This window comes from Saccharibacillus sp. WB 17 (assembly GCF_008634075.2).
Taxonomy (GTDB): Bacteria; Bacillota; Bacilli; order Paenibacillales; family Paenibacillaceae; genus Saccharibacillus; species Saccharibacillus brassicae.
Genome location: NZ_VPFK02000015.1, coordinates 36,707 through 50,584, shown reverse-complemented (window position 1 = coordinate 50,584; position 13,878 = coordinate 36,707). Strand labels below are relative to the sequence as shown.

Here is a 13,878-nt window from a genome sequence, read left to right as displayed (position 1 = left end):
GAGGCGCAGCGCGGCAAGGCGGCAAGTCCCGCAAGAAGCAAAGTCCTATACGGGAGGAGGCGGCTCAGATCAGGACGTAAGTAGCTCTCAGCGGTCCGTGGACGCCGACGACGAGCTGCATTTCGATATCGGCCGAGTTCGACGGGCCGGAGATCAGGTTGAGGCAGGAGCCGAGCGCGGCGCCGGCTTCATGGCGGCGATTGAGCTCCTGCATCGCCTGCGTCGAGCGCGGCACGATGCGTTCGCGCTCGATGACGGCGATATAATGCGCCGGCAGGAAATGCAGCGCCCGGCCCTGGTCGGGCCGGCTCTCCAGCACGACGGTGCCGGATTCGGCCAGCGCGAAATCGGCAAAAACGAGAGCGACGTTGGCCGCTTCGGCCAGCCGGATATTGCCGGCGCGGCCCGCTTGTTCGGACCAGACGGCTTCGCCTTCAAACGATAGTCCGTATTTCGCGAAGCGGGCATCGCCGGAGCGGATGACCGGCCCGCCGCCGCAGCCTGCGATCAGATCGTTCAGCGTCCGCTGAAGCAGGGCCGGCGTCGATTCGATGATCTGCGTATGGATGAAGAAGCACTGCTCCTTGAGAATGTCGACCAGCTGCTCCGGCGTCCGGTCGGCCAGCGTCTCCAGATGCGGCGTGCATGTCCAGGCCGGGCGCGTGACGCTGTCCGTGCGCCGGGGACGCCCGAGACGGTCGGAGACGCGGTTCAGGAACGCTTCGCGGTTGTAGGGATCGGGCCGCGAGGGATCTCGATCGCTGCGGATCGTCATGGGCGTGTCCCTCCTTTTTCTTCTATAGAAAGAGAAGAGGAGACGCGCCGCCCGGCGGCACCGGCCGCAGCGCCCGGAGAAGCGTCCGGGGAAGAGCCGGACGCGGGTACGGCCGGATCGGCCGCCCGGGCCGACGAGCCGCCGCCGCTGCCGGGCTCGCGGTTGGCGTACCAGGCACGGAAGCCGTCTTTGCGCTTGACCGGCTGCGGCAGATCGCGGCTGCCGATCCAGCCCGAGAGCGGAGCCGGTCCGCGCACGATCCGTCCGTGCCGGCTCAGCAGCAGGCTGAGCGGATTCGCCAGCCGCAGCGTGCCGGCGAACAGGCCGGGCGAAGAGAGCAGCCGCCCGGCCGCTTTCATCTGCATCCGGTCGACGCTGCCTGTCCGCCCTTGAGAGACAATGTTCTGCCGGTGCAGGACCAGCTGCTCGTGCAGCGGAATCTTGACCGGACAGACGTCGGTACAGGCGCCGCACAGGCTGGAAGCGTACGGCAGCTCTTTGTAGTCGTCGTAGCCGCCGAGCAGCGGCGTGATGACGGCGCCGATCGGCCCCGGGTAGATCGAGCCGTAAGCATGTCCGCCGATATGCCGGTAGACCGGGCAGACGTTCAGGCACGCGCCGCAGCGGATACATTGCAGCGCTTCGTGGAACTCGCTCGCCAGAATGTCCGAACGTCCGTTGTCGACGATGACGAGATGGAATTCTTCGGGTCCGTCGGAGTCTCCTTCCGCCCGGGGGCCCATGACGGTAATGTAGCTCGTCAGCTTCTGCCCGACCGCGCTGCGGCAGAGCAGGTTGTCGAGCACTTCCATCTCTTCGAGCGTCGGCACGATCCGCTCCATGCCCATGACGGCGATATGCGTCGGCGGCAGGGCGGCCGTCAAATCGCCGTTGCCCTCGTTCGTGACGAGGTTGATCGCTCCGAGATTGGCGACGGCGAAGTTGCAGCCGGTAATGCCGACCTCGGCGGCGAGGAACTTTTCGCGCAGCACCTCGCGCGCGAAGCGGGCCAGATGTTCTGGCGTCTCGTCGCCCGCGTAATTCAATTTGGACGCGAACACGTCGCGAATCTGGTCGCGGTTCTTGTGCAGGGCGGGCGCCACGATATGCGAAGGCGGGTCCCAATCGTCTTCCTGCAAAATGTATTCGCCGAGATCGCTCTCGATCACTTCGCAGCCGGCTTCGATCAGCACGCGGTTCATCTCGATCTCTTCCGTGACCATCGATTTCGCTTTGACGACCCGGCGCGCGTTTTTGCTCTGCACCACGTCGCGGATATAGCCGCTCGCTTCTTCCTTCGTCCGCGCGAAGAACACGTGGCCGCCGCGGCGTTCGACGTTGTCCGCCATTTGCCCGAGATAATAATCGAGATTTTCCAGCGTATGCTGCCGGATCTGCTGGCCGAGTTCGCGCCACTGTTCCCAATCGCCGAGCGAAGTCGCCGCCGTAAGGCGGCGGGTCTTCAGGCTGTCCTGGGCGGAGCCGACGGCGCCCCGCATATACGCGTCGCCGATCCCGTCCGCGGTGCGCTGTTCGAAATCCCGTTTGTCCGTTTGCAGACTCATGTCGAATTCCCTCCTGTCAGACCATTTTTCAGACTATTTTTCAAACCGCTTTTCAGGCCGTTTTTTACTTCGGTATTCGGCGGCACCTGGTTGAGCACTTCCGCGATATGCATCACTTGGATCTCCCGGCCTGTCCGCGACAGGCGTCCGCCGATATTCATCAGGCAGCCCATGTCCGCGCTGATCAGATAGTCCGCGCCCGTCTCCGCGACGCAGGCGCTTTTCTCGTCCGCCATCTGCTGCGAGATCTCCGGCATTTTGACCGAGAACGTGCCGCCGAAGCCGCAGCAGTTGTCCGCATTGACCAGCGGTGCAAGCTCCAGGCCGTCGACTTCGGCCAGCAGCAGAAACGGCGTTTCGGTCTCGCCGAGCAGCCGCGTCATATGGCACGAACGATGGTACGTGGCGAGTCCTTCCAGGCGGGCGCCGACGTCGGTCACGCCGAGCACGCGCACGACGAATTGAGTGAATTCGAACGATTTTTTTTTGAGTGCAATCGCTTTCAATTCCCACTGCGGGTCGTCTTTGAAAATGCGCGGATACTCATGGAACATGGCGATACACGAACCGGACGGTCCCACAACGTAATCGGCCTGTTCGAACGCGCGCATCATATTGATCATGGCCGCTTTGGAATCTTCCAGATAACCGCTGTTGTACGTAGGCTGCCCGCAGCATACCTGGGAAGCGGGAAAATCCGTTTCGCAGCCGAGCCGTTCGAGCACTTCGACCATCGCTTTGCCGACGCCGGGATACATAAGGTCGACCACGCAGGTCGAGAAGAGGCTGACTTTCATGACTCATCCCTCCGTTTTTTCTCTATTGTACGCTTTGAAGAAAGGTTTGAAAACCACAATAGGGCAAAAATAAAATAAAAAATCATTACAAAACCACAAAATAAAAGAATAAAATGTTGACAATAAAAAATGATAACGTTTACAATACAATAGAAGAAACAGCTTTTATCCCATTTCGAGGAGGCAGTACGGTGCAAAAACATCAAATGTATATTAACGGGCAGTTTACGGATGCGGAGAACGGGGAATGGATGGACGTGGTCAACCCTTCCACGGACGAAGCGGTCTCGCAAGTACCGAAAGCGACGCGGGCGGACGTGGCCCGGGCGATCGATGCGGCGGAAGCGGCGCAGGATGCCTGGGAAGAGACACCGGCGGTGGAACGCGGCGTCTATCTGCACCGGATCGCGGCCGGCATACGCGAGCGGTCGGACGAAATTGCGCGGCTGATTTCCGAAGAAGTGGGCAAGACGATAGAGCTGTCGACGGTGGAGGTCAACTTCACGGCGGATTATATGGATTACATGGCGGAATGGGCGCGGCGGTACGAAGGCGAGATCGTCCAGAGCGACCGGGACAACGAGCATATTTTTGTGTTCAAAAGAGCGATCGGCGTCACGACCGGCATTTTGCCGTGGAACTTCCCGTTTTTCCTTATTGCACGCAAAATGGCTCCGGCACTTATTACCGGCAACACGATCGTCGTGAAGCCGAGCGCGGAATCGCCGAACAACGCGATCGCGTTCGCGCAAATCGCGGACAAGGCCGGCCTGCCTCCGGGCGTGTTCAATCTGGTGACGGGACGCGGCGGCGAAGTGGGCAGCGAACTGGCCAGCAATCCGAAGGTCGGCATGGTCAGCCTGACAGGCAGCGTGCCGGCAGGGCAGAAAGTCATGCAGGCTGCCGCCGAGAACATTATCAAAGTCAGTCTGGAGCTCGGAGGCAAAGCGCCGGCGATCGTACATAAAGACGCGGATCTGGATCTCGCGGTCAAAGCGGTCGTCGATTCGCGGGTCATCAACACCGGTCAGGTGTGCAACTGCGCCGAGCGCGTCTACGTGCACGAAGCGATCAAGGAAGAGTTCACGAACCGGCTCGTCGAAGCGATGCGGGCGGTCAAATACGGCGATCCGCTGCAGGATAGCGATATCCATATGGGGCCGCTGATCAACAAGGACGCGCAGGATTCGGTCCAGGCCAAAGTCGACCGCGCGGTCGAGCAGGGCGCGAAGCTGCTGCTGGGCGGCAAAAAGGTCGAAGGCAAAGGCAGCTTCTACGAACCGACCGTGATCGGAGACGCGACCAACGACATGGAGATCATTCAGGAAGAAATTTTCGGTCCGGTCATTCCGATCGTGACGTTCACCAATCTGGACGAAGCGATCGCGCTTGCGAACGACAGCGAATTCGGTCTGACTTCGTCGCTCTACACGCAAAATCTCAACGTCGCGATGAAAGTCGTCAAGCGCTTGAAATACGGCGAGACCTACATCAACCGGGAAAACTTCGAAGCGATGCAGGGATTCCACGCCGGCTGGCGCAAATCGGGCATCGGCGGCGCGGACGGCAAGCACGGGCTGAACGAATATCTGCAAACGCAGGTGGTCTACTTGCAGTACGACAAGGACATCAACTAACCGGAACGCTTGCGCCGATCTGAAAAGACAGAGAGCCGGGCCCCGCTTCTTCGCGAAGCGCGGTCCGGCTTTTTACTTTGCAGAGCAGGCGGCGCAGGGGGGGCGGCGAACAGGGGCGGACGTGCGGCAGCGGACTGCGGAACAAAATGCGTCTTTTCCGAACGTCGCGGGTTGACGGGAACGACTTTGTTTGCTAGAATTACTTTAACGGATAAAAGCTTAAAAGCGAACAAGCGTCTAAGTAAAGAAGTATCATCGTCGGAACGGGAAAAGCCAACAATTCGCGCATGCCGGGCATAGGCCCAATTCATATACGGAAGGAAGTTTTGCACATGATCGCCATCTTATCGAACCAAGCTCCGGAGGAGCAGCTGCAGGAAGTCATTCGCGTCATCGAAAACGAAGGATTGAGCGTCCATCTGTCCCGGGGAGCCGACCGTACCGTCGTCGGACTCGTCGGCACGGCCGAGCCGAGACTGGCCGAGCATCTGCGCCAGATGAAAGGCGTCGAGGACGTCGTGAAGATCACGAAATCGTACAAGCTCGCCAGCCGCGACTTCCATCCGGAAGATACGGTCATTCAGATCGGCGACGTCAAGATCGGCGGCGGCGAGCTCGTCGTCATGGGCGGACCGTGCGCGGTCGAATCGCCGGAGCAGATCGACGAGATCGCGCGCCTCGTCAAAGCGGCCGGCGGCCAGGTGCTGCGCGGCGGCGCGTTCAAGCCGCGGACCGGCCCGTACAGCTTCCAGGGCGTCGGCGTGGAAGGGCTGATCATGATGGCCGAAGCGGGCAAGAAGCACGGCCTGCTGACGATTACCGAAGTCATGACGCCGGAATACGTCGATATCTGCGCGGAATACGCCGACATTTTGCAGATCGGCACGCGGAACATGCAGAACTTCGACCTGCTGCGCAAACTCGGTACGTGCGGACGTCCGGTGCTGCTCAAGCGCGGCTTCAGCGCGACGTACGACGAGCTGCTCAACGCGGCCGAATACATTCTGGCCGGCGGCAATCCCGACGTCATGCTGTGTGAACGCGGTATCCGCACGTTCGAGCCGTACACCCGCAACACGCTCGACCTTGCGGCGATTCCCGCCCTGCAGAGCCTCAGCCATCTGCCGGTCATCTCCGACCCGAGCCACGGCACGGGCCGCCGCGAACTGGTGGAACCGATGGCCAAAGCTTCCGTCGCCGCCGGCGCGGACGGCCTGATCATCGAGATGCATACCGATCCGGACAATTCCATGACGGGCGACGGCGTACAATCGTTGTTCCCGGACCAGTTCGCCGGATTGATGCGCGATCTGGAGCAGCTTTCGCCGATCGTCGGCAAAAGTTTCTCCACGAAAAAGGCCGAAGCGGAATCTTTTAAAAATTGGGCGATCGTCTAAATTTTGCTCCTCCGTACGCAAAAAAGCCACCCTCTTTTACCGTCTTTTCCAATCGCACAAGCCCGCGTCGTGCCGCCGTTTGCGGCCGATGTCGGGCTTTATTCATAAGTCGCTTGAAATTTCACGAAAGTGTAAGCATTACTCACATTATCGTAAAAAATACCTTACACGAGTCTTGACTGCTAAATAGTGCCGTTTTATAATGACGACAGCGAAAAAAGAGCATGAACGTTTCATAAGGTACATCCGTTCAATGTTCGGAAATTTGGGAGGAAAGTGACATGTCGGTACAACAAGTATTGAAGCTTATTCAGGAGAACAACATCGAGTGGGTTGATTTCCGTTTCGTGGATCTGTCGGGAAAAGCTCATCACATTTCGGTTCCTGCCAGCGCGGTTGAAGAAGAAACGTTTGAGAACGGGGTAGCTTTCGACGGTTCGTCGATTCCGGGCTTCCGCGGTATTGAAGAATCGGATATGGTCATGATGCCGGATCCCGAATCGGTATACATTGACGCTTTCACCGCACATCCGACATTGAACGTCATGTGCAACATCTACACGCCGGACGGCGAGCATTACGACCGCGATCCGCGCGGCATCGCCCAGAAAGCGGAAGCTTTCATGCAGGCGAGCGGCGTAGGTTCCGATGCGTTCTTCGCACCGGAATCCGAATTTTTCATCTTCGACGACGTCCGCTACCACAGCGGCATGAACAGCTCCTCGTTCGCGGTCGATTCCGAAGAAGCGGCCTGGAACACGAACCGCAAGGAAGAAGGCGGCAACCTCGGATTCAAGATCGGCGTCAAAGGCGGTTACGTGCCGGTCGCTCCGGTCGACAGCCAACAGGACATCCGCAGCGAAATGTGCCGTCTGCTCGAAGAAGCCGGCCTCGTGATCGAACGTCATCACCACGAAGTGGCGACGGCGGGACAAGCGGAGATCAACTTCCGTTTCGATACGCTCAAGAAAACGGCAGACAACCTGCTGAAATACAAATACATCGTGCATAACACGGCTCGCCAATACGGCAAAACGGCAACGTTTATGCCTAAACCGCTCTTCGGCGACAACGGCAGCGGCATGCACGTGCACCAATCGATCTTCAAAGACGGAGAGCCTTTGTTCTACGAAAAAGGCGGCTACGCGAACCTGAGCGAAATGGCGCTGCACTACATCGGCGGCCTGCTCTACCACGCTCCGGCCCTGATCGCGCTCACCAACCCGAGCACGAACTCGTTCAAACGTCTCGTTCCGGGCTACGAAGCACCGGTTAACCTGGTCTTCTCCAAAGGCAACCGTTCCGCGGCTGTCCGGATTCCGGTCGCTGCCGTGACGCCTAAAGGCTGTCGCATCGAGTTCCGTACGCCGGACTCCACGGCTAACCCTTACCTGGCCTTCTCGGCTATGCTGATGGCCGGCCTGGACGGCATCAAGAAGAAGATCAACCCGGTTGAACTCGGCTACGGTCCTGCCGACAAGAACCTGTACGATCTGCCGGAAGAAGAAAAATCGCAAATCCGCAGCGTTCCGGGTTCCCTGGAAGAAGCGCTCGACTCGCTCGAAGCGGACAGCTCGTTCCTTACGGAAGGCGGCGTCTTCTCCGAAGACTTCATCGCCAACTACATCGCGTTCAAACGCGCCGAAGCCAAACAGGTCTCGATCCGCGTTCATCCGCACGAATACAGCCTGTACTACGACTGCTAATCCGCAGCGGCGGGGCGGCAGCGACCCTGCCGCCCCGATGCCGTACGCAAAAAACCTCCGCCCTTTCCGGGCGGAGGTTTTTTTGCGTACGCTTGGCGAAGCCGAAAGCAGGAAGCCGAAAGCAGGAAGCAGGAAGGCGAAAGAAGGAAGCAGGAAGCGGAGTCACGGCAAGCGTGCAGGGCAGCCGCCGCACCACGAGCCTCCGCGCGGGGGAGATCAGCCTTCGGTCGCCGATTTCAGTTCGGCCGACATGCGGTTCAGGTCTTCGATCAGTTCCGAGAACCGGTCGAGCGAAGCCGCGTAGTTTTCGTTCATCTGCGCCACTTTGCCCGCTTCTTCTTCGGACAGCCGGGACAGGCGGCTGAGTTCTTCCATCGAAGCGTTAACCTGCTGCGTGCCGGCGGAGATCTGTTCCGCGGAGGCGCTCACGCCCTGGATTTGCAGCTCCGAGCGTTCGGTCGCTTCGAGAATGTCGCGGAACTGCGCTTCGTTGTCTTTCATCCGGCTCATGCCGTTTTCGACGTCCTGGCTGATCAGCACCATGTCGCTCGAAGAGCGGCTGATCCGCTGGCGGATGTCCGACACGACCTGTTCGATCTGCTGCACGGCGCCGCCGGTCTCTTCGGACAGCTTGCGCACTTCCGTTGCGACGACTTCGAAGCCGCGGCCGCGTTCGCCGGCATGCGCCGCTTCGATCGCGGCGTTCAGGGCGAGCAGCTGCGTCTGCGAAGCGACGTCGCGGATAAAGGCGATGATCGCGGCGATCTGGCTCGACATCGTGTCGAGCTCGGCGATGGACGCGGACGAACGCGACACTTTTTCGCGTATCTCCTGCATTTGCGAGATGGACTGCCGGATCGAGTCCGCGCCGACCTGCGATTGCAGCGTCGTCTTTTTGGCCTGCTCGGACACGTCGCCGGTCATTTCCGCGACGTGCAGAATGCCGTGCGAAATTTCGCCGACGGCGGCGGAACTTTCGATCGTGCCTTTGGACTGCAGCAGCGAGTGATGCGCGATATCGTGCATGGCGGAGACGATCCGTCCGTTCATCTCTTTGCTCTGGGCTTGCAGGCTGGACAATTCGGAAGCCATCAGGACGATCTGGTCGGACGTGCTGCCGGCCTGGACCATGATCTGTTCAAGCTGCTGCTTCTGGCGCAAAATGTCGGTGCTCGCTTCGGCGCGCTTGAACTGGAAATACATGCTGACGAGCAGGCCGATCAGGACGAGCAGATAGCTGACTTTTTTGAACAGATGGGCCAGGTCGAAGTTGACGTCGTAAGAAGCGTGCGAGAACGACATGAAGCCGAGCTGCGTCAGCGCCGCGGTGATGATGGACAGCACGAGCCAGTGTTCGAAATGGTTTTTTTTCCATAGACCAAGCTTCAAATGACCGAACAGCGCGATCAGGAACAGCACGCCCGGGATCAGTTCCTGCGGACGCCCGATGAAGCCGCCTTCGACGTACGCTTTCGGAAGCGGCACGAAGATGAAGAACAGGAAGCAGGCCAGCGTCAGCAGCGCGGTGGTGCCGTAGACGAGCCGTTCCGTGCGGCGGCGTTCGGCGGCCGACGTCTCGCGGCGCGTCCAGAGCAGCCAGGCGAGCACGAGCAGCACGGACAGGAACATCCGGGAAGCGAGCCAGCTCCACGCGACGAGGGATGAAGAAATAGACGGGAACATATCGGAGAAAAAGGCAGAAGTGACGATGGCATGGTAGCCGTCAAGCAGGGCCGTGCCGAGAAAGCCGCTGCCGATCAACAGCATGGACGTCCGGTTCTGGGTGTAATAATACACGAGGGCGAGAATGCCGATGAAGGCGGCGAGCATGGTGGCCATGATCTCCATCGAGGTGTGGAGCATGGTGCTGCCCTGCCAGTTCAGGCTGCGCAGCGGGATTTCGGCCAAAGCCAAAACGAGGAACAGCAGGGCATAACCCCAGGCACGTTTGTTGACGGTTTGCATGTGAAATCTCCTTTGGTATGAACAAGATAAATGTGAGGTCGCCGTATGGCTCTTGAAGTATATAAGCGGCGGCCGCAAACGTCAATGATTTTGTCAAATTATTTTGTCCAAAATCAAAAACACGAACGAAGAGCCAATTATGGCAAAAAGCGTACAGGTTGAAAAAAGGAGTCCGTCACCGCGTTATCGCGTCGGGGTTTTACTTGAAGTAATGTTAGATTGCTGTTATGATTAACCCTAAATTATGGCTTGAGGGGGCTTTCGATTCATGGGCAAACGGGCTTACAACTTTAACGCGGGACCGGCGGCGCTGCCGCTCGAAGTGCTTGAGCGCGCGCAGGCGGAATTTGTGGAATTTCAGGGAACGGGCATGTCGATCATGGAGATGTCCCACCGCGGAGCGGTCTACGAGAGCGTACATAACGAAGCGCAGGAGCGCATCCTGAAGCTGCTCGGCCAGCCGTCCGGCTACAAGACGCTGTTCCTGCAGGGCGGAGCCAGCACGCAGTTTGCGATGATTCCGATGAACCTGCTGGCTGCGGGCCGCCAGGCCGGCTACGTCATGAGCGGCAGCTGGGCTTCCAAAGCGGCCAAGGAAGCGAAGCTGATCGGCGACGTGTACGCCGCCGCTTCGACGGAAGGCGACAAGTTCACGCGCATGCCGGCGCAGGACGAGATCGAGATTCGCGAAGACGCGGCGTACGTGCATATCACGTCGAACGAGACGATCGAAGGCGTGCAGTTCGCGCAGTATCCGGACACCGGCAGCGTGCCGCTCGTCGCGGATCTGTCCAGCGACATCTTCTGCCGTCCGCTCGAGATCGAAAAGTTCGGTATGATCTATGCCGGCGCCCAGAAGAACCTCGGCCCGTCGGGCGTGACGGTCGTAATCGCGAAGGAAGAGCTGCTGTCGGCCGAAGCGAAGCATATTCCGACCGTGTTCCGCTACAGCACGCATCTGTCGAACAACTCGCTCTACAACACGCCGCCGTCCTTCTCTATCTATATGGTGAACGAGACGCTGCGCTGGATCGAAGAGCAGGGCGGCCTCGAAGGCGTCGAAGCGAAGAACCGCGCCAAAGCGAACCTGCTGTACGACACGATCGACAACAGCGGCGGGTTCTACAGCGGCGTCGCCCAGGCGGGCAGCCGCTCGCTGATGAACGTCACGTTCCGCCTCGGCTCCGAGGAGCTGGAGAAAGCTTTCGCCAAAGAGAGCGAACAGCAGGGCTTCGTCGGGCTCAAAGGGCACCGCAGCGTCGGCGGCCTGCGCGCTTCGATCTACAATGCCGTTCCGCACGAGAGCGTCGCGGCGCTGGTCGATTTCATGGGCGATTTCGCCAAACGCAACGGCTGATTCCGGTTCTTCCCTTAAGCCGGCGATTCGGGTAATATAGAACCAGAAGAGACGGAAGAGCACGAGACGTAAAAGCCGCCCGACTTTCGGGCGGCTTTTACGTGTGCCTCATTCCCGGAGCCCGGCGCTGTCCGTCCATTTTCCAGAAACGGAGTGAATCGATCTTTATGCCACTGCACATCGTGCTGGTGGAGCCGGAAATTCCGGCCAACACCGGCAATATTTCCAGAACCTGCGCCGCAACGGATACCCATCTGCATCTGGTGCGTCCGCTCGGATTTCGGACCGACGACGCTTCGCTGAAGCGCGCCGGGCTCGATTACTGGCCGTCCGTTAAGCTGACCTATCACGATTCGTTCGAAGAGCTTCGGGCCGAGCATCCGGAAGGACGCTTTTTCTACGCGACGACCAAGGCGACGAAGCGTTATAGCGACGTGTCGTTCCGCGACGGCGACTTTCTCGTTTTCGGCAAAGAAACCAAAGGGCTGCCGCCGGAGCTGATCGAGGCGAACCCGGAGACCGCGATCCGGCTGCCGATGCGCACCGAGCATGTCCGTTCGCTGAACCTGTCCAACTCGGTCGCGATCATGCTGTACGAGGCGCTGCGCCAGCTTGATTTCCCCGGGATGGAGTAGGGGGAATGACCAATAGATTTCCTCTGGCATTAGGTCATTGCCTGATTAGTCAAAAAACCGATAATTAACCAGCCTTTCTTTTTTTATCCGTAAAGAAGGAATTCTTCTTCGGACCTCGAATATGTATTCTTGGGTTTGCAGATTTATTTCTGCAGGTGGGGCAGAAGCAGCAAACTAAAAACAGAAGAGGTGTTATCAATTATGAAACCTGCTGGAGTAGTCCGGAAAGTCGACCAATTGGGACGGATCGTCCTCCCAAAATCGCTGAGAAAAAGATACCAAATGAACGAAGGCGATCCGGTCGAAATTTTGGTCCAGGGAGATCATATCATTTTGGAGCGTTACCGCCCGAAATGCGTGTTCTGCGGTTCGATCGAAGAAGTCAGCGAATTCAGGGACCGGTATATCTGCGGAGCGTGCGTCTCCGAGATGATGCAGATTCCGAAGCACGGCTGAACCCGTTCGAACTCGGCAAGACGCAAAAAAAGAGCCCTTGGGCTCTTTTTTTTGTCGTTTTTTGGTCGGATACTGAAGTAGGCGGGTAGTAAGCGGGCGACTCCGGCTCGGTCGATCAGTCGAAAAACAAAAAGCTGGTCGGCACGGGCCGAAGCGTGCCGTCGGACGGATGGTTGACGACGCGCCCGTTCATGACGAGCGAAGACGAACCGCCGCCGTCCAGATTGTAGGCGTTGACGACGCCGATCTTGTGCAGTTGGTCCTGCACTTCTTCGAGCGTCGCGCCGGAGCGGCCGCCTTCGTTATACCCGTCGATCACGAAGACGATCAGCTGATCGTCTTTGTAGCTGCCGATGATCGTGCGCGGCGCCCGTTTGGGCGCGGCTTTCCATTTGGACGGAATCGGCATCTTCCTGCCGTCCTTGAGCAGGATCGGCACGAACGAAGCGCCGAACTGCGGCTCCAGCCGGTCGAGCTGTTCCTGCTGGTTGAACTTGCCGCCGATCAATTTGCCGGACTCGTTCAAACCGACGAAGTACAGGTCCTTGAAGCTGGACTGGAAGCCGGTGAGGTACTTGCCGTCCACTACGGTCGTGCTGAGCGGGTAGCGCTTGCCGTCCTGGTCGGCGAAGCCGCCCGCGTTGATACCCGCGACGGCTCCGTGCCGCTGGACGGCTCTGAGCGTCGTCTCCGAGCTGCCCAGCGCTTCGCCCGCCAGGCTCATGCGCATCGCCGCCGGGTCTTTGAGCTTGACCTTCATGGCGTACCCGTTGTACGTTACGGCGTTGACGCGGAACAGCTCGATACGGATTTTGCCGCTGTCGACCGTCTCGATCGGGCGGCCGAGCTTGGAGCGGATCCGCTTGTCGTAGATGCCTTCCGGGCGCTGCGCCTGGATCGAAGCTTTCTGGACGATCGAAGACATCGTCCGGGTCGTCTCGTTGTACAGACTCAGCGTCTTCTGCAGCGAATCGGAAGTGGACTTCGCTTTTTGTTCGGCCGCACCCAGATCCCGGATCAGCTTGGCGGAAGAAGGATGCAGGCTTTTGTCCGTTTTGTAGGAATCGGTATTCAAACGCAGAACGGGTTCGGGCGGAAACAGCAGCAGGCAGAGCATCAGGCCGATGACCGGCGCGGCCAGCAGCAGGAAGAAGCGGTTCACCCGCTGGACTCTCGTCATTGCAGCAGGTCCATTTTCTTCTGGAGTTCGCTGAGCTTGCTCTTCACTTCGTTCAGCTGCGTGTACAGCTTGTTGCTGTTATCCGTTTTGTCGTTCGCGTTGTCTTGGGTAAAAGTCAGCAGTTCGTTGAACGAGTCCACCTTGCCCTGCAGCGCGGCCACCTGCTTGTCCAGCGCGACGAACTGCTGCTCGTAGTCGGCGCGCAGTTCGGCCATCTGGGCCGCCGTCTGGGCCTCCAGAGCCGTCAGCGTCTGCTCCTGGAGCTTCTGGCTGTACGCGTAGGCGGCATAGATGAACACGGCGATCAGGACGACCCAGAACAGCAGGAACCATCTGGCGGGAAGTCTGTCCTTTTTCATGCTGCGGGACGGGGTAGAGGCAGGTCCCGTTGAAGCTTTCATTCCATCA

General features: G+C 59.1%; 11 protein-coding genes and 1 pseudogene. 6 read left to right on the top strand and 6 right to left on the bottom strand.

Features of this window, described 5'->3' with window-relative positions; all coding sequences use genetic code 11:
- Positions 1-64 precede the first annotated feature (64 nt).
- From FTE24_RS07530 to FTE24_RS07520, 3 genes and pseudogenes are all read right to left on the bottom strand, one after another.
- Complete coding sequence (locus FTE24_RS07530) at positions 65-775, bottom strand: LutC/YkgG family protein (protein ID WP_150231394.1); 711 nt, start codon at positions 773-775, stop codon at positions 65-67.
- 140 nt (positions 776-915) lie between these two features.
- Positions 916-2,340 (bottom strand): annotated as a pseudogene (locus FTE24_RS07525) (LutB/LldF family L-lactate oxidation iron-sulfur protein); the annotation flags it as partial.
- Positions 2,337-3,137, bottom strand: a complete 801-nt coding sequence (locus tag FTE24_RS07520) for a (Fe-S)-binding protein (RefSeq protein ID WP_150231390.1) — start codon at positions 3,135-3,137, stop codon at positions 2,337-2,339. The pseudogene FTE24_RS07525 and the gene FTE24_RS07520, both read right to left, overlap by 4 nt.
- Before the next feature lie 191 nt (positions 3,138-3,328).
- On the opposite strand from FTE24_RS07520, the gene aldA reads away from it, so the two are divergent.
- From aldA to glnA, 3 genes are all read left to right on the top strand, one after another.
- On the top strand, positions 3,329-4,774 hold the full coding sequence (aldA, locus tag FTE24_RS07515) for an aldehyde dehydrogenase (RefSeq protein ID WP_150231387.1): 1,446 nt from the start codon (positions 3,329-3,331) through the stop codon (positions 4,772-4,774).
- Positions 4,775-5,106: 332 nt separating this feature from the next.
- Complete coding sequence (gene aroF / locus FTE24_RS07510; RefSeq protein ID WP_141449068.1) at positions 5,107-6,171, top strand: 3-deoxy-7-phosphoheptulonate synthase; 1,065 nt, start codon at positions 5,107-5,109, stop codon at positions 6,169-6,171.
- A 281-nt stretch (positions 6,172-6,452) separates the two neighbouring features.
- A complete protein-coding gene (gene glnA / locus FTE24_RS07505; protein ID WP_141449069.1) occupies positions 6,453-7,877 on the top strand; it encodes a type I glutamate--ammonia ligase in 1,425 nt (474 codons plus the stop codon).
- Between the two features lie 216 nt (positions 7,878-8,093).
- On the opposite strand, the gene FTE24_RS07500 is transcribed toward glnA, so the two are convergent.
- Complete coding sequence (locus FTE24_RS07500) at positions 8,094-9,842, bottom strand: methyl-accepting chemotaxis protein (RefSeq protein ID WP_141449070.1); 1,749 nt, start codon at positions 9,840-9,842, stop codon at positions 8,094-8,096.
- A 268-nt stretch (positions 9,843-10,110) separates the two neighbouring features.
- Here FTE24_RS07500 and serC point away from each other — a divergent pair, with 268 nt between their 5' ends.
- From serC to FTE24_RS07485, 3 genes are all read left to right on the top strand, one after another.
- The gene (serC, locus tag FTE24_RS07495) at positions 10,111-11,199 is read left to right on the top strand and encodes a 3-phosphoserine/phosphohydroxythreonine transaminase (protein ID WP_141449071.1); all 1,089 of its coding nucleotides are present in this window, start codon (positions 10,111-10,113) and stop codon (positions 11,197-11,199) included.
- A 167-nt stretch (positions 11,200-11,366) separates the two neighbouring features.
- Positions 11,367-11,834, top strand: coding sequence for a tRNA (uridine(34)/cytosine(34)/5-carboxymethylaminomethyluridine(34)-2'-O)-methyltransferase TrmL (trmL, locus tag FTE24_RS07490; RefSeq protein WP_150231385.1), 468 nt, complete (start codon positions 11,367-11,369; stop codon positions 11,832-11,834).
- A gap of 201 nt (positions 11,835-12,035) precedes the next feature.
- On the top strand, positions 12,036-12,290 hold the full coding sequence (locus FTE24_RS07485) for an AbrB/MazE/SpoVT family DNA-binding domain-containing protein (protein WP_141449073.1): 255 nt from the start codon (positions 12,036-12,038) through the stop codon (positions 12,288-12,290).
- 115 nt (positions 12,291-12,405) lie between these two features.
- On the opposite strand, the gene FTE24_RS07480 is transcribed toward FTE24_RS07485, so the two are convergent.
- Both FTE24_RS07480 and FTE24_RS07475 read right to left on the bottom strand, forming a co-directional pair.
- The gene (locus FTE24_RS07480; protein WP_150231383.1) at positions 12,406-13,470 is read right to left on the bottom strand and encodes a phosphodiester glycosidase family protein; all 1,065 of its coding nucleotides are present in this window, start codon (positions 13,468-13,470) and stop codon (positions 12,406-12,408) included.
- Positions 13,467-13,871 carry a hypothetical protein gene (locus FTE24_RS07475; protein ID WP_150231381.1) on the bottom strand — a complete coding sequence of 135 codons (405 nt, stop codon included), beginning with the start codon at positions 13,869-13,871 and terminating at the stop codon, positions 13,467-13,469. The genes FTE24_RS07480 and FTE24_RS07475 overlap by 4 nt, the downstream gene beginning before the upstream one ends.
- Positions 13,872-13,878 lie beyond the last annotated feature (7 nt).